Origin of the sequence: Aminobacter aganoensis, assembly GCF_014206975.1 — a bacterium.
Classification (GTDB): domain Bacteria; phylum Pseudomonadota; class Alphaproteobacteria; order Rhizobiales; family Rhizobiaceae; genus Aminobacter; species Aminobacter aganoensis.
Map to the genome: position 1 here is coordinate 177,120 of NZ_JACHOU010000007.1, position 16,044 is coordinate 193,163.

At 62.8% G+C, this 16,044-nt stretch carries 15 protein-coding genes; 8 read left to right on the forward strand and 7 right to left on the reverse strand.

Annotated elements, in window-relative coordinates; genetic code table 11:
- Window positions 1–17 precede the first annotated feature (17 nt).
- From dnaQ to GGR00_RS16005, 5 genes are all read right to left on the reverse strand, one after another.
- A complete protein-coding gene (gene dnaQ / locus GGR00_RS15985) occupies window positions 18–734 on the reverse strand; it encodes a DNA polymerase III subunit epsilon (RefSeq protein WP_184699969.1) in 717 nt (238 codons plus the stop codon).
- A gap of 68 nt (window positions 735–802) precedes the next feature.
- On the reverse strand, window positions 803–1,393 hold the full coding sequence (gene coaE, locus GGR00_RS15990; protein WP_184699970.1) for a dephospho-CoA kinase: 591 nt from the start codon (window positions 1,391–1,393) through the stop codon (window positions 803–805).
- Window positions 1,390–2,226, reverse strand: coding sequence for a shikimate dehydrogenase (locus tag GGR00_RS15995; RefSeq protein ID WP_184699971.1), 837 nt, complete (start codon window positions 2,224–2,226; stop codon window positions 1,390–1,392). Before GGR00_RS15995 ends, coaE begins: the two co-directional genes overlap by 4 nt.
- Entirely contained in the window at window positions 2,219–2,818 is a 600-nt protein-coding gene (locus GGR00_RS16000) for a Maf-like protein (protein WP_184699972.1), read from the reverse strand. The genes GGR00_RS15995 and GGR00_RS16000 overlap by 8 nt, the downstream gene beginning before the upstream one ends.
- Before the next feature lie 53 nt (window positions 2,819–2,871).
- Window positions 2,872–3,693, reverse strand: coding sequence for a pyruvate, water dikinase regulatory protein (locus GGR00_RS16005; RefSeq protein WP_055981813.1), 822 nt, complete (start codon window positions 3,691–3,693; stop codon window positions 2,872–2,874).
- A 400-nt stretch (window positions 3,694–4,093) separates the two neighbouring features.
- On the opposite strand from GGR00_RS16005, the gene hemE reads away from it, so the two are divergent.
- The 3 genes from hemE (at window position 4,094) to rho (ending at window position 7,093) form a co-directional block, all read left to right on the forward strand.
- On the forward strand, window positions 4,094–5,128 hold the full coding sequence (gene hemE, locus GGR00_RS16010) for a uroporphyrinogen decarboxylase (protein WP_184699973.1): 1,035 nt from the start codon (window positions 4,094–4,096) through the stop codon (window positions 5,126–5,128).
- The gene (gene hemJ, locus GGR00_RS16015) at window positions 5,125–5,664 is read left to right on the forward strand and encodes a protoporphyrinogen oxidase HemJ (protein WP_184699974.1); all 540 of its coding nucleotides are present in this window, start codon (window positions 5,125–5,127) and stop codon (window positions 5,662–5,664) included. The genes hemE and hemJ overlap by 4 nt, the downstream gene beginning before the upstream one ends.
- Before the next feature lie 163 nt (window positions 5,665–5,827).
- Window positions 5,828–7,093, forward strand: a complete 1,266-nt coding sequence (rho, locus tag GGR00_RS16020) for a transcription termination factor Rho (RefSeq protein WP_055981803.1) — start codon at window positions 5,828–5,830, stop codon at window positions 7,091–7,093.
- A gap of 5 nt (window positions 7,094–7,098) precedes the next feature.
- Here the strand turns inward: rho and GGR00_RS16025 are convergent, their stop codons facing one another.
- On the reverse strand, window positions 7,099–9,117 hold the full coding sequence (locus GGR00_RS16025) for a thioredoxin domain-containing protein (protein ID WP_184699975.1): 2,019 nt from the start codon (window positions 9,115–9,117) through the stop codon (window positions 7,099–7,101).
- A 62-nt stretch (window positions 9,118–9,179) separates the two neighbouring features.
- On the opposite strand from GGR00_RS16025, the gene mnmE reads away from it, so the two are divergent.
- The 5 genes from mnmE to GGR00_RS16050 all read left to right on the forward strand — a co-directional run bounded on the left by mnmE (window position 9,180) and on the right by GGR00_RS16050 (window position 14,924).
- Window positions 9,180–10,499, forward strand: a complete 1,320-nt coding sequence (gene mnmE, locus GGR00_RS16030; RefSeq protein WP_184699976.1) for a tRNA uridine-5-carboxymethylaminomethyl(34) synthesis GTPase MnmE — start codon at window positions 9,180–9,182, stop codon at window positions 10,497–10,499.
- A gap of 170 nt (window positions 10,500–10,669) precedes the next feature.
- Complete coding sequence (gene mnmG, locus GGR00_RS16035; RefSeq protein WP_184699977.1) at window positions 10,670–12,544, forward strand: tRNA uridine-5-carboxymethylaminomethyl(34) synthesis enzyme MnmG; 1,875 nt, start codon at window positions 10,670–10,672, stop codon at window positions 12,542–12,544.
- A complete protein-coding gene (gene rsmG, locus GGR00_RS16040; RefSeq protein ID WP_055981789.1) occupies window positions 12,541–13,173 on the forward strand; it encodes a 16S rRNA (guanine(527)-N(7))-methyltransferase RsmG in 633 nt (210 codons plus the stop codon). The genes mnmG and rsmG overlap by 4 nt, the downstream gene beginning before the upstream one ends.
- Before the next feature lie 39 nt (window positions 13,174–13,212).
- Window positions 13,213–14,010, forward strand: coding sequence for a ParA family protein (locus tag GGR00_RS16045; protein WP_055981786.1), 798 nt, complete (start codon window positions 13,213–13,215; stop codon window positions 14,008–14,010).
- A gap of 32 nt (window positions 14,011–14,042) precedes the next feature.
- Window positions 14,043–14,924, forward strand: coding sequence for a ParB/RepB/Spo0J family partition protein (locus GGR00_RS16050; protein WP_055981784.1), 882 nt, complete (start codon window positions 14,043–14,045; stop codon window positions 14,922–14,924).
- A gap of 57 nt (window positions 14,925–14,981) precedes the next feature.
- On the opposite strand, the gene holA is transcribed toward GGR00_RS16050, so the two are convergent.
- Window positions 14,982–16,031 carry a DNA polymerase III subunit delta gene (gene holA / locus GGR00_RS16055; RefSeq protein ID WP_055981781.1) on the reverse strand — a complete coding sequence of 350 codons (1,050 nt, stop codon included), beginning with the start codon at window positions 16,029–16,031 and terminating at the stop codon, window positions 14,982–14,984.
- Between the last annotated feature and the right edge of the window lie 13 nt (window positions 16,032–16,044).

Consider the following 16,044-nt stretch of genomic DNA (forward strand, 5'->3'; position numbering starts at 1 on the left):
TTTTTTGCATCCGGCGCTCAGTTCGGCTCGGCGGGAGAAAGCAGCGTGGCCCAGATCGCCTTTTCGCCGAGGGTTCCGACCAGCTTCTCGTGCGCGGCAAGTTCTGCCTCGCTCAGCCGGGACGGCAGCGGCTCGGGCCGGGTGGCGATGACGATCTCGATCTGCCGTGTCGACCCGCCATTGGCGCCGGATGACGAAAAGCTGTCCAGCACCAGCGCGGACTGCTTGCCGCCGATCAGCTCGATATAGACCTCGGCCAGGAGCTCGGAATCGAGCAACGCGCCGTGCTTGGTGCGGCGGCTGTTGTCGATGCCGTAGCGCCGGCACAGCGCATCGAGCGAATTCGGGCCCATCGGATGCTTGCGTCGGGCAAGCGCCAGCGTATCGATCAGGCGCTCGGCTTCGATCGCCGCCTGGTCGAGCCGCGCGAACTCGGCATTGATGAAACCCAGGTCGAAGGTGCCATTGTGCGCGACGAGCTTGGCGCCATCGATGAATTCGACGAATTCGTCGAGGATCTCGGAAAAGGTCGGCTTGCCCTCGAGGTCGGCGTTGGAGATGCCGTGCACCGCCTGGGCATCGGGATGGACCTGCCGCCCCTGGGGGTTGATGTATTTGTGGAAGGTCCGGCCGGTCGGAAAGCGGTTGATCATCTCGATTCCGCCGATCTCGATCACGCGGTCCTCGCGGTTGTCGAGGCCGGTCGTTTCCGTATCGAAAATGATCTCGCGCACGTGGTGATTCTCCTTGGCGCGAGCATGCCCGCACAGGCAGCCGGCGGACAAGTGCGGCGATTCTGGGGTTAGGGCTTTCCCACCGTCAAATCGGCGATGATGGCACGCACGGCCTGTCGCGCGGCGTCGAGACCGTGGCCGGTGTCGACGATGTAGTCGGCAAGCTTGCGCTTTTCGGCGTCGGGGACCTGCTTGGCGAGGATCGCCTCGAATTTCTGCTCGGTCATGCCGGGGCGAGCCAGCACGCGTTCGCGCTGGACCTGCGGCGATGCGGTGACCACCACAACCCTGTCGACCCGGCCACGGCCATTGGTTTCAAACAGCAGGGGAATGTCGAGCAGGGCAATCGGCGCAGCTGCGGCACGGCTGCGCTCCAGGAACGCATTCGCATCGGCGCGGACGAGGGGATGTATGATGGCCTCGAGCTTCTTCAATGCCGCGCCGTCGCCCAGGACATGACGGGCGAGCTCGGTACGATCGACGATGCCGTCCTTGACCGTTCCGGGAAAGGCCGCCTCGATCAGGGGGGCTGCGTCGCCGGCATAAAGCCGATGCACCGCCTCGTCGGAATCATGGACCGGGACACCGGCTTCGGCGAACATCCTGGCTGTCGTCGACTTGCCCATGCCGATCGACCCTGTCAGACCGAGGACGATCATTTCTTCCGGTCCATGTCGGCAACGATCAGGTTTCGAAGGTCCGCGGTGACCTCCGGGCGGCGGCCGAACCAGCGTTCGAAGCCAGGCACGGCCTGGTGCAGCAGCATTCCGAGGCCATCGACCGTCTTGAGGCCACGGGCCCTTGCAGCGGCGAGCAGCGGCGTTTCGAGGGGGACGTAGACGATGTCGGTGACAATCGCATGGCCGGGCAGGGTTGCGGGATCGGCAGGCAGGCCCTCATTGCCATGCATGCCAAGCGCCGTGGTGTTGACCAGCAAGGATGCATCGCCGAGCAGTTCCGGCGTTGCCGCCGGTGGATGCGCAGTCACACCGGTGCCGAACTGGCCGGCAAGCTGTTCGGCGCGGGCAACCGTGCGGTTGACGATGCGGATATCCTTGAAGCCGCGCTGCTTGAGCGCATGGATGATCGCCCGCGACGCACCGCCGGCGCCCAGAACGACGGCGACATCTCCCTCGGCCCAGCGCGGGGCAAGGTGATCGAGATTGGCGGCAAAACCATAGGCGTCGGTATTGCCGCCCCACAGCACGCCATCCTCGAACCACAGCGTGTTGACGGCGCCTATCTGTTCGGCGGCCTCGTCGCGGCGCTGGACGGCGGCGAAGGCGGCCTCCTTGTGCGGGATCGTCACATTGCCGCCCTGCAGGCCAGCGGCGGCAAGCCCACCCAGAAAGGCGGCGAAATCGGCCGGAGCCACGTCGATTGCCGTGTAGCTGCCGTCGATGCCGTAGCTCTTCAGCCAATGGCCATGGATCAGCGGCGAGCGCGAATGCACGATCGGGTGGCCGCAGACGAATGCCTTCAGCTCAGCCATCGATGGCCCCGAGCTCGCGCAGTTGCTGGAGAACAGGCAAGAGCGGAAGGCCGACGATGGTGAAATGGTCGCCTTCGACCTTGTCGAACAGCTGGATGCCTTCACCTTCGATCTGGTAGGCGCCGACGCTCGACAACGCCTTCTTGTCGACGCGGGCGAGGTGGCGGCCGATGAAGGCCGGGTCGAGCTGGCGCATGGTCAGCGACGCGATCGCTACATGACGCCAGATCGTTTCGCCGTCGCGCACCAGAACCACGGCACTGTTGAGCTGATGCGTCCGGCCGGAAAGCCTGAGCAGGTGGCGGCGCGCGCCTTCCATGTCGGCCGGCTTGTGGAACACCTCGTCACCCAGCGACAAAGTCTGGTCGCAGCCAAGCACCAGCCGACCGGGATGCTCCTCGCTGACGGCGACCGCCTTGGCTTCGGCGAGCACCAGGGCCACTTCCTCGGGTGTCGCGCCGCTTTCGGCCAGCGGCGCCTCGAGGGCACGCTCGTCGAGATCGGCCGGAATGGCATCGACAGCCACGCCGGCTTGTTCCAGCATGGCTTTGCGAAACGGGCTTCCGGAAGCAAGGATGAGTTTTTCGGTCACTGTACTTTGCCTGAAATCGAACCGCGCTCGCGGAGATGATGGGTGCCCGGGTCCTAGCGGCTCTTGTTGCGCAGGGCAACGATTGCGGCTGCCGTTTCCTCGATCGAGCGGCGGCTGACGTCGATCATCGGCCAATTGTGCCTGGTGCAGATCTTACGGGCATAGGCCAGTTCCTCAGTGATCGAGGCGCGGTCTATGTATTCCTGGGCGTCGAAGGCCATGGTCGTGCCGAGAATGCGGTTCTGGCGCACATGCGAAATGCGCTCGGCGGTGGCGATCAGCCCGACGACCAGGGGTTTTTCGGCCTTGACCAGGCTGTCGGGCACCGGGACGCCGAGCACGATCGGGATGTTGGCAGTCTTGATGCCGCGGTTGGCGAGATAGATGCTGGTCGGCGTCTTCGATGTCCTCGAAATGCCGATCAGCACCACGTCGGCCTGTTCCATGTCCGTCGGCAGCTGGCCGTCGTCATGTTCCATGGTGAAGTTGAGCGCGTCGATGCGGCGGAAATATTCAGCGTCGAGCACGTGCTGGGCGCCGACACGTCGGCCGGCCGGCGCACCGAGATAGGACTGGAACACCGACAGCACCGGTTCGAGGACGGAGACACATGGCAGGCCCATAGCCGCGCAACGGCTGTCGATGATGCCGGCAAGGTGCTGGTCGACGACGGTGTAGAGCACGATGCCCGGCTCCTCGTCGATGTCGTCGAAGACCTTCATCAGCTGCTTCTCTGTGCGGATCAGCGGGTAGATGTGCTCGATCGCGCGCGCGTCCTTGTATTGCGCCGAAGCCGCGCGCCCCGCCGCCAGAAGCGTCTCGCCGGTGGCGTCTGAGATCAGGTGCAGATGGAAGAAGCTTTGCGGTTTGTTCACAGTGGTCGCCTGGGTCTGTGGTCAAATGTGGATAAACGGGCGGTTCGGCTCGAAGCGGCCGGCGCGACTGTATCAGATGCCGACTTGTCCACAATTCGCCTCGCTGTCTGTTTCGCTTTCGTGGCGGGGAGTATTGCGGGGATAGTTTTTCGGTCCCCGGCCATCCACAGAATCAATCCGTTCCATCGGGTTGGCTAGATTCCTGATTCAAATCGACGAATCCGCTTGCTGCCCGGAGTTTTCCACGCTGGCGAAAACGGCCGCGCGTCACTATGACAAGTGGATATCTCGGGCCGCCTATGGACAGGTCGGAATTCTCGATTCCAACAGACTCTAAGAATTAGAAGAATCCTTCGATATAAATTTTTGTTTATAGAAGGCTCAAGGAAAGGCAGACCTGATGCCCGTCAAGCGCACAGTTCTCGAAGTGCTGAAAGGTCAGAGCCAGGCGGTTCCGCCGCTCTGGATGATGCGACAGGCCGGCCGCTATCTCCCTGAGTATCGCGAAGCCAGAAAGAAGGCCGGGAGCTTTCTCGACCTCTGCTACAATCCCGACTTCGCCGTCGAGGTGACGCTGCAGCCGATCCGGCGTTTCGACTTCGACGCTTCGATCCTGTTCTCCGACATCCTGGTGGTTCCACATGCGCTCGGCCGCGATCTTCGCTTCGAAGAGGGGCGGGGGCCGCTGATGACGCCGATCACGGCGGGCGAAGTTGCTGCGCTGGACGGCGAAAAGTTTCACGTGAATCTCGAACCGGTCTATGAAACCGTGCGTCGCCTGCGCCGCGAATTGCCCGAGAAGACGACGCTGATCGGCTTCTGCGGAGCGCCCTGGACGGTTGCCACCTATATGATCGCTGGGCATGGCACGCCGGACCAGGCACCGGCGCGGCTGTTCGCCTATCGCGAGCCGGAAGCCATGGCGAAGCTGCTGTCGATTCTCGCCGACAATTCGGCTGCTTATCTCATCCGCCAGATCGAGGCGGGTGCCGATGTCGTGCAGATTTTCGATTCCTGGTCGGGCGTGCTCGACGAGGCGACGTTTGAGGCCTGTTGCGTCAAGCCGGTCGCCGAAATCGTGCGCAAGGTTCGTGCCGTCCATCCCGAGGTTCCGATCATCGGGTTTCCCAAGGGAGCGGGCACCCAGCTCGACAGCTACAGGCAGCGCACAGGCGTTACCGGCCTCGGCCTCGACTGGACGGTGCCGCTGTCCCAGGCACAGCGCTTGCAGGCCAATGGAGCCGTACAGGGCAATCTCGACCCGCTCAGGCTCGTCGTCGGCGGCAAGGCCCTCGAAGACGGCGTGGATGCCATCCTGAAGACGCTTGGAAATGGTCCGCTGATCTTTAATCTCGGCCACGGCATCACCCCGGAAACGCCGGTAGCGCATGTCGAGGCCATGGTCCGCCAGGTGCGAAAGGCAACCCAGCAATGAGCAGCAATGCACAACAGGCATCGAGCGGTGCGACAGCGGCCAAGCGCGCCGTGATCTCGATCGTGGTCCTGGCCGCGCTGACGGCGCTGCTGTTCCTGGCCGCGCCAGACGGGTTCTACCTCTGGGCGAAGGCCATCCACGTCATTGCCGTGATCTCCTGGATGGCCGGCATGCTCTATCTGCCGCGGCTGTTCGTCTATCACGCCGAGGCCGAGAAGGGCTCGGTGCAGTCCGAAACGTTCAAGGTGATGGAGCGCCGGTTGCTGCGCGCCATCATCAATCCGGCGATGATCGTCACCTGGGTGTTCGGCCTGTGGCTGGCCTGGAAGGGATTTGATTTCAGCGGTGGCTGGCTGCACGCCAAGCTGACGGCCGTGCTGCTGCTATCAGGTGTCCACGGCTATCTTTCGGCGTCTGTCCGGCGATTTGCCGAGGACCGCAACGAAAAGCCGTCGCGCCATTGGCGCATCGTCAACGAGATCCCGACGGTGCTGATGGTCGTCATCGTCATCCTGGTGGTTGTAAAGCCCTTCTGAAGACCTTAAATTTGCTTGAGTGCGCCTTGCTCTTTCGTTTCGGGAGAGCTAAAAGGCTGTTCTTCCTTCCCGCCATGCGCCGCCCCATATTCATTCCCTGGCCGCGCTCGGCGCTTATCGCAAAATGCCGATAGCCAATCCTCTCCACGCTCAGAGTCCGTCCATGCAGGAAACCAAACTCGCCGAATTCAAGAACAAGAAGCCGCCGGAGCTGATCGCTTACGCCGAATCGCTCGAGGTCGAAAACGCCAGCGTCATGCGCAAGCAGGAGCTGATGTTTGCGATCCTCAAGAAGCTGGCCGGCCAGGACATCGAGATCATCGGTGACGGCGTCGTCGAAGTGCTGCAGGATGGCTTCGGCTTCCTGCGCTCGGCCAACGCCAATTATCTGCCGGGTCCGGACGACATCTACATTTCACCTTCGCAGATCCGTAGGTTTTCGCTGAAGACCGGCGATACCGTCGAGGGCCCGATCCGCAGCCCCAAGGAAGGCGAGCGCTATTTCGCCCTGCTGAAGGTCAACACGATCAATTTCGACGATCCCGAAAAGATCCGTCACAAGATCCACTTCGACAATCTGACGCCGCTGTACCCGACGTCGCGTCTCAAGATGGAAGTCGAAAACCCGACGACCAAGGACATTTCGCCCCGCGTCATCGACCTGGTGGCGCCACTCGGCAAGGGCCAGCGCGCGCTCATCGTGGCACAGCCGCGCACCGGCAAGACCGTGCTGCTGCAGAACATCGCGCACTCGATCACCACCAACCACCCCGAATGCTACCTGATCGTGCTCCTGATCGACGAGCGTCCGGAAGAAGTGACCGATATGCAGCGCTCGGTGAAGGGCGAGGTCGTGTCGTCGACCTTCGACGAACCGGCCGTTCGCCACGTCCAGGTTGCTGAAATGGTCATCGAGAAGGCCAAGCGTCTGGTCGAACACGGCCGCGACGTCGTCATCCTGCTCGATTCGATCACCCGGCTCGGCCGTGCCTACAACACCGTCGTGCCGTCATCCGGCAAGGTGCTGACCGGCGGTGTCGACGCAAACGCGCTGCAGCGCCCGAAGCGCTTCTTCGGTGCCGCCCGTAATATCGAAGAGGGCGGCTCCCTGACGATCATCGCTACCGCGCTGATCGATACCGGAAGCCGCATGGACGAAGTCATTTTCGAAGAGTTCAAGGGCACCGGCAACTCGGAGATCGTGCTCGACCGCAAGGTTGCCGACAAGCGTATCTACCCGGCGATGGACATCCTCAAGTCCGGTACCCGCAAGGAAGACCTGCTCGTCCAGCGCCAGGACCTGCAGAAGATCTTCGTGCTGCGTCGTATTCTCGCGCCGATGGGCACGACCGATGCGATCGAGTTCCTGATCGACAAGCTCAAGCAGACCAAGACCAACGCCGATTTCTTCGATTCGATGAACACCTGAGGTGTTCAGCGGCGGCGAAGGGCTTCTTCGAGCTTTTCGGGATCGTCGATGATGGGCAGACAGATGAGGCCGGTGCAGAGATATGCGCCGGCCTTTTTTGTGTCCGGCAGGATGTCGCCGGGTAATCTGGCGTTGGTCGTGTCGTCGCCAACGTCGAGGAAGATGTCGACGCGGCGGGGATCGGGGTTCCGATTCGCCACCGAAACAAGCCTAGGCGCCGATGGGTCGTCGACGACGATCAGCTTTGAGGGCTCAAGCGCCAACACGGTGGCGTTGACGATGCCGGCTTGGCCGTATTGCTGGTTCTGTATGCGGCCGGCGGCATGTTCGGCAATCGTCCAGGCGCGTTGCTGCAGCTCGATGTCGCCGGTGATGTTGGCGAGCCGCACCACCGCTTCGATGATCTGGCTGCTTGCGGACGGGATCGCCTCGTCGATGTCGCCGCGGATGCGCATCGGCACGTCTGTACTGTCCGACGCCGTGAGATAGTGGCCCGTATTGCCGGCATCGGCGTGCCAGGTTTCGAGCAGGTTCAGGAAACGTGCCCCATGCTCGAGGTATCGCGTGTCGCCCGTGGCTTCGAACAGGGAAATCGCAGCGTTGATCATCGCCGCATAGTCGCTCGACAGCGCCGGATAGAGCCGCTTGTCGCCGAGGCTGGAATGGGGAAGGCGTCCCTCCGGGTTCGCCGACGCCAGGATGGCATCGAATGCCTTCGTCGCTGCCGTCACCCAGTCTTCGCGGCCGAGGCTTCGTCCCGCTTCCGCGAGGGCGACGATCGCCAGCCCGTTCCAGTCGGTCAGCGCCTTGTCGTCGCGGCCGGGCCGAACGCGCTTCTCGCGTACCTCGAGCAGACGAGAAGTGAGACCCAAAACGGCCTGGCGCGCGCCGGCCCCCTCCATGGCCTGAGCCTCTGTCTGGTGGATAATGGGGTCACCTTCCCAGGCATCCGGCTTGGTGAGTGTGAAGTATTTGAAAAATAACGCGGAATCGTCGCCCAGGACGGTATCCACCTCGCTCTTTGTCCAGGTGTAGAATAGGCCCTCTTCGCCTTCGCTGTCGGCGTCGAGGCTGGAAGCGAAAGTGCCATCTGGCAAGCGCATTTCGCGCATCAGCCAGGCGACGGTGTCTTCGATTCGTATCCGAAACAGTTCGTCGCCGGTGGCAGCGTAGGCCCAGTTTGCCTGGCGGATCATCTGGGCGTTGTCGTACAGCATCTTCTCGAAATGCGGCACCAGCCATTGCGCGTCGGTCGAATAGCGCGCCAGACCACCGCCGACATGGTCGTAGATGCCGCCGGCGAGCATGCGCGCCAGGCTTTCCGTGACCGCATCGCGATGCTCCTGGTTGTCCGAACGCAACCACGACAGCCACAGGGCCTGCATAAACGGCGCATTGGGAAACTTCGGCGCGCCGCGAAGCCCGCCGAGCTGGCGGTCGATCATGTCGTAGATGCCGGATGCCAGCGTGCGGGCGGTGTCGGTCGACAATTGTCCCGGCGCGCTGCTGCCGCCGAGCCGCTTGCTGACATGCTGGGCCAACTCGGAGGCACTCTGCAGGATACTGGCGCGTTTGCCGCGCCACGCGGCATCGACGGCGTTGAGCACCTGGATGACGCCCGGCCGCCCGTAACGCGGTTCGCGCGGGAAATAGGTTCCACCCCAGAACGGCTTGGCGTCGGGGGTGAGAAACATCGTCAGCGGCCAGCCGCCCTGTTCGCCCATGCTGGCGAGCGCTGCCATGTAAATCTGGTCAATGTCGGGCCGCTCCTCGCGATCGACCTTGATGTTGACGAAGAGGCGGTTCATCACAGCGGCAACTTCGGCGTTTTCGAAGCTTTCATGGGCCATGACGTGGCACCAGTGGCAGGCGGCATAACCGACCGACAACAGGATCGGCCGGTCCAGCGCTACTGCTTCTGCCAGGGCCGCCGGCGACCACGGACGCCAATGCACCGGATTGTCGCCATGCTGGCGCAGATAGGGGCTGCCTTCGTCTCGTAGCAAATTGTCTTGCGGAAGCATGCGCGATCGGTCCGAAAAATGATAATGGGGTTCAACCTAGGGCGCTTCCGAGAGACCGGCAAATGCTATTCACCGATTCCATTGCCGCACTTTCCAGCGGCCACCTGCCGTCTGGCGTGGCGATCATTCGCATTTCAGGGCCTCATGTTCGATTCGCTCTCGAAACGATCTGCGGTTCCCTGCCGCAACCGCGCTTGGCCCATTACGGCGCCCTGCATGCGTCAGATGGCAGGGTGATCGACAAGGCCCTGACCTTGTTTTTCCCCGGACCGAACAGTTTCACCGGCGAGGACTGCGGTGAATTCCAGGTGCATGGTGGCCGGGCGGTCGTGGCGACGTTGCTGGCGGAGATCTCCGGATTGCCGGGATTTCGGCAGGCGGAGGCGGGCGAATTCACAAAACGGGCCTTCCTCAATGGCAAGATCGATCTGCTCGAGGCGGAAGCGCTTGCCGACCTCGTCAATGCGGAGACGGAGGCGCAACGCCAGTTCGCCGTGATGAATTCCGGAGGGGCGCAGAGCGAGTTTTATCTCGGCTGGCGCCGGCGCCTGATCCATGCGCGGGCGATGATCGAGGCCGAAATGGATTTCGCCGACGAGGGAGACGTGCCGGGATCGGTATCGACACAGGTCTGGCGCGACGTAAAGTTGCTGATCGAAGAGATGAACCGTCATGCCGACGGTTACGGCAAGGCCGAGATGATCCGAGACGGGTTTGACGTCGTCATCCTGGGCGCGCCGAACGCCGGCAAATCGAGCTTGCTCAATGCGCTGGTGCGGCGTGAGGCAGCCATCGTTACCGACGAGCCGGGAACCACGCGCGATCTCGTCGAGGCGGTGCTCGATCTCGATGGCATGAAGGTGCGCATCACCGACACTGCCGGTCTGCGCGAGCCGACCGGCAAGGTCGAAGCGATAGGTATCGAGCGGGCCAGGGAGCGGGCGAAAGGTGCCGATCTTATCGTATTGCTGGAGGACATGACGTCGCCTGTTGCCGTACTCGACATACCTGCGGGCATACGCAATCTGAGAATAGGGAATAAGCTGGACTTGTCGGCCTCCCCGGAAGACGGTCGGTATGCGGCGTCTATCTCCACCAAATCCGGCGAAGGACTCGACAGGCTTCTCGATATGATCAGCGCCATGGCTGGCGAGGCCATCGGGCAACGCGGCGATGTTCTGCCCTCGCGCCTGAGGCATGTCGAGTTGCTGCAACAAGCGTCGGGGTACCTGGAGTTGGCGTTGTCCACGCAAGATTTGGTACTGGAACTGAAGGCCGAGAATCTGCGGCTGGCCAGTGATCGAATCGGCAAATTGTCCGGTGCGGTCGACGTAGAAGACCTGCTGGACGTGATTTTCTCGCAATTCTGCATCGGCAAGTGATTCACGTGAAACATTTCAGCGGTGGACAGTGCTGATTCACGTGAAACATCGACGTTGACTCCCGTTCGCGCGGTCAGGTTGTTTCACGTGAAACCACCACTCCAGCGATTCTCTTGACATAGGGCGGAGATGGGGACATCTGTCTCGGCAAATGTTTCCTGGAGACCCTGATGCGTGAAAGCTACGACGTCGTCGTGGTGGGCGGAGGCCATGCCGGCTGCGAAGCTGCGTCAGCGGCCGCGCGCTCCGGCGCCAACACCGCACTCGTGACCATTCGCCGCGACACCATTGGCACCATGTCGTGCAATCCCGCCATCGGCGGATTGGGCAAGGGCCATCTTGTCCGCGAGATCGACGCCATGGATGGGCTCATGGGCCGGGTTGCCGATGCGGCGGGCATCCAGTTCCGCCTGCTCAACAGGCGCAAGGGTCCGGCAGTCCGCGGTCCACGCACCCAGGCTGATCGCAAGCTTTATCGCTTGGCGATGCAAGAGGCGATTGCAACACAACCAAATCTGTCTGTTGTTGAAGCTGAAGTCTCTGATTTCATTATAGATAATGGCCACGTCACAGCGGTCGTCCTGGGTGACGGGCGCGAGCTGGCCTGTGCCGCTGTGGTCCTGACGACGGGTACGTTCCTGCGCGGCCTTATCCACATAGGTGAACGCAAGTTCCCGGCCGGTCGCATGAACGAGCAGGCCTCGATGGGACTTTCGGAAACACTGAAGCGTGCCGGATTGCAGCTTGGGCGCTTGAAGACCGGCACGCCGCCGCGTCTCGATGGCCGGACGATCGACTGGGCGTCGTTGGACACGCAAGCTGCGGATGCAGATCCGGTGCCGTTTTCGCTGTTGACGGACAAGATCGGCAATCCGCAGATCGAATGCGGCATCACGCGCACGACGGAGGCGACGCACCGGATTGTCCGGGAGAATCTCGGCCGGTCGGCCATGTATTCCGGCTCGATCGAGGGCGTGGGGCCGCGTTATTGCCCGTCGATCGAAGACAAGATCGTCAAGTTCGGTGATCGCGAGGGACATCAGATCTTTCTCGAGCCGGAAGGCCTCGACGACGACACGGTCTATCCCAACGGCATATCGACCTCGCTTCCCGAGGACGTGCAACTCGATATCTTGAAATCGATACCAGGGCTGGAGCGTGCGGTCATGCTGCAGCCCGGCTATGCGATCGAGTATGACCACATCGATCCGCGCGAACTCGAAACCACGCTCGAAACGAGGCGCGTTCGAGGGCTTTTCCTCGCCGGCCAGATCAATGGAACGACCGGTTATGAAGAAGCCGGCGCGCAAGGGCTGTTGGCCGGTGTCAATGCGGCACGGCTGGCCGGCGGCAGCGAGCAGCTGATTCTCAGCCGGTCCCAGGCTTATATCGGCGTCATGATCGACGATCTGACGAGCCGCGGGATCAGCGAGCCGTATCGGATGTTCACGTCGCGTGCGGAGTTTCGTTTGTCGCTGCGCGCCGACAATGCCGACGAGCGACTGACGCCTCTGGCGATGGACTTGGGCATCGCTTCTGCCGAGCGCGCCAGGCGTTATGGCGAGACGGCCGCGCGTGTCGACGTCGCTCGCGCGCTGTCCAAGACACATACGTTGTCGCCGAACGAGGCGCGACGCCACGGCATCGAGGTCAATCTCGATGGCATCAAGCGGTCGCTCTATGAGCTTCTGGCGTATCCCGATGTCAACTTCATGCATCTTGTTAAGATCTTGCCAGAGTTGGCGTCGGTTGACGCCAAGACGGCCGAAGCCATTGAAACAGAAGCCAAATATGCCGTCTACCTCGACAGGCAGAAGGCCGACGCGGCGCTGATGCTGAAGGAAGAGGAGAGGGTAATCCCCGAAACTCTTGATTTTGAGTCGGTTCCCGGGCTTTCGAACGAGCTGCGCCAGAAGATGCGGACAAGGCGGCCGCGCTCGCTGGCCGAGGCGCAGCGAATCGAAGGCATGACTCCGGCCGCGCTGGCGATCATTCTTTCCCACGTCCGGAATGCCGAGGTGCAGATGCGCAAGGGTGCCGCTTGAAACAACACGCATATGACAGGTTGCAAGACGTCGCAGGTCCCGTTTCACGTGAAACATTCGACAAGCTGGTTGCCTTCGAAACCGTGTTCCGCAAATGGGCGCAGCGCATCAATCTCGTGGCGCCATCGACGCTCCAGGACGCTTGGGAGCGCCACATTCTCGACAGCGCCCAAGTCGTGCGGCTCGGCGGCGGCGCGATGCGCTGGCTCGACATCGGCTCGGGAGGCGGTTTTCCGGGCCTGATCATCGCCACCATGATCGCAGAGCGGGCCGGAGCATCGATCGACCTGGTCGAAAGCAATCGCAAGAAGGCCGGTTTCCTGCAGGCGGTTGTGGGTGAACTGGGCCTGCCGGCGCGGATTCATGCCAAGCGAATCGAGGACGTGCACAGCGTGATTCGTGCTCCGGAGGTGCTCAGCGCGCGAGCGCTGGCGCCGTTGCCCCTGCTGCTCGAACTCTCGGCGCCCTGGCTCGAAGCCGGCACCACGGCCCTTTTCCACAAAGGCCGGGATTACCGCCAGGAGATCGAAGATAGCGCTCACCAGTGGGGATTCGATCTGGTAGAACACCCAAGCCTGACCGACACGCAGGGGGTCATCCTCGAGATTCGGAACCTGCGCCGCATTTGATTGCGGCGCCATGTGACGACGGAAAACAGCAGTCGAGCCATGAAGATCACACCTAGAATCATTACAGTTGCCAATCAGAAGGGCGGCGTCGGCAAGACCACGACGGCCATCAACCTGGCGACGGCACTGGCCGCCATCGGTGAGCGCGTGCTCATCATCGACCTCGATCCGCAAGGCAATGCCAGCACGGGTCTCGGAATCGATCGCAAGGATCGCGCTGTCTCGTCCTATGACGTGCTGACCGGTGAGCTGGAGATCGAGCAGGCTGCCATGGAGACGGCCGTTCCCGGTCTTTCCCTCATTCCGTCGACGATGGACCTGCTCGGCATTGAAATGGAAATCGCCTCGGCGCCGGATCGTGTGCTGAAGCTGCGCAATGCCCTGCGCGCATCGTCGGAGCGGGCGGCAGGCTACAGCTACGTGCTGATCGATTGCCCGCCGTCGCTCAATCTCCTGACACTGAATTCGATGGCGGCGGCCGACTCAGTGCTGGTGCCGCTGCAATGCGAGTTCTTTGCCCTCGAGGGCTTGAGCCAGTTGCTTGAGACGGTGGATCAGGTGCGCCGGTCGATCAATCCCGACCTGACTATCCAGGGTATCGTGCTGACGATGTTCGACGGTCGCAACAACCTGGCGAACCAGGTGGTCGAGGACGTCCGCGCGCATATGGGCGAGAAGGTCTACGACACGGTGATACCGCGCAACGTGCGCATTTCGGAAGCGCCGTCCTATGGCAAGCCGGCGATCCTCTACGACCTCAAATGCTCCGGCAGCCAGGCCTATTTGCAGCTCGCCTCGGAAGTCATCAGGCGCGAACGTAAACTCCGGGCCGCGTAATCGATTCGGACTCGAAACAAGCTGGATTAGACATGAACGAAGACCTTTCCAGAAAGCGCCTTGGGCGAGGACTTGCCGCACTGATCGGCGAAATGGACAAGCCGGTCGTGCCGGAAAAGCCCGCAGCCCTGGCCGACGGACGGGTTCCGATCGAATTCGTCAGCCCGAATCCGCGCAACCCGCGGCGTCATTTCGGCGAAGCCGAGCTGGCTGACCTGGCGCAGTCGATCCGCGAGCACGGGCTGGTGCAGCCGGTCGTCGTCCGGCCCGCCGCGCAGTCGGGGCGCTACGAAATCATCGCCGGCGAGCGCCGCTGGCGCGCCGCGCAGCGCGCGGGCGTCAACGAGATTCCGGTCATCGTCCGCGACGTCAACGATCGAACGGCGCTCGAGCTCGCCATCATCGAGAACGTGCAGCGCAGCGACCTCAACGCCATCGAAGAAGCGCTCGGCTACCAGCAGCTGATCGACGACCACAACTACACCCAGGCCGATCTCGGCCAGGTCATCGGCAAGAGCCGCAGCCATGTCGCCAATACGCTGCGCCTGCTGAAGCTGCCCGACGTCGTTCGCGACATGCTGATCAACGGCGAATTGTCCGCCGGCCATGCGCGTGCGCTGATCACTGCCCAGGACCCGGCCGGACTTGCCAAGCGCATCGTCGAAGAAGGCCTGTCGGTGCGCCAGGCCGAGGCACTTGCGCAATTGCCGGCTGACGCCGTCGTCGAAAAGCAGCCGGCGCGACCGGTCGAGAAGGACCCGGACACCATCGCGCTGGAAAAGCTGCTGACCGACGTCGTCGGCATGAAGATTTCGATCGCGCACAAGGAAAAGGGCGGCGAGCTGCGCATCAGCTATCGCTCGCTGGAACAGCTCGATGATCTTTGCCGACGCCTGAAGAGCGAACGTATGTAATTGATTCGATTGATTCTTATTCTGCGAACGCCAGCTTCTTAGCCGGCGTTTTGCTTTTCAGCGCCGGCCACCGGAGAGGCGTGCGCCTTCGACGGCGATGCCGAGCATCGCTTGCCGGGCCAGCGCTACGGCCAGATCCGGCCGCCGCCGCGTCTGCAACGTCGTCGACTGCAAGCGCACCAGCGCGCGGTTCAGCGCCGCCGAACTCCAGCCTGCCAGCGCGCGCTCGACGGCGCGACGGCGGGCAAAGAACACCGGTGGCCGCGCGCCGGCGACCACAGCGGCTGCGTTGCGGCCGCCTGCTTCCATCTCGCCGCGCATCAGATGGATGTTCTGCAGGTGGCGTGTTGCCGTGGCCAGCAGCTGTGCTGCCTGGCTGCCGGTCTGGCACTGCTTGGAAAAAGCCGCGTCGAACTCGGCGATGTTGCCGCCGAGTGCCGCATCGATGGCGTCGTCGAGCGAAAGAGCCGAGACGTCGCCGGTCATCGCCTTGACGTCGTCGAGGCTGATTTCGCCACGTCCCATGGCGTAGAGCGTCAGTTTCTGGACCTCGCCGCGCGTTGCCAGGCGGTCGCCACCGAGGCTGCGGCGCAGCGCGTTGCGTGCGTCGATCGCCATGGTCAGGCCGGCGGCGCGCAGCTCGTCGTCGATGACGGTCTCGATGTCACGGGCTTCGTCGCCGTAGCAGGGCAGGGCCATCCCGGCAAAGGCCCCCTCGACCACGGTGCGCAACGGGGCGCCTTTCTTGAGGTCCTGGGCCTCGATCAGGACAATGGCATCGCGCGGCGGCTCGGCCACCAGGGTCTTGACGTCGTCGGCGAGGCTCTTCTGGGCGGCTGCGTTGCGTACCCAGATCAGGCGGCGCGGCGCGAACATCGGCACGGTGCGCGCTTCGTCGACGAGGCGGCCGCTGTCGCGTTCGACATCGGCGGCGTCGAGCTTCACCACCGAAAACGGATCGTCGAGTGGCAGGCCGGTCTTGGCGGCAAAGGCGGCGGCGCGTTCGGAGACGAGGCCGCGGTCAGGCCCGTAGATCAGCACGATCACCGCTTCGGCAGCGGGGCGTGCGAGCCAGGAATCGACCTCGTGAGCTTTCTTCTGCGCCATGCCGTCCTGTTAG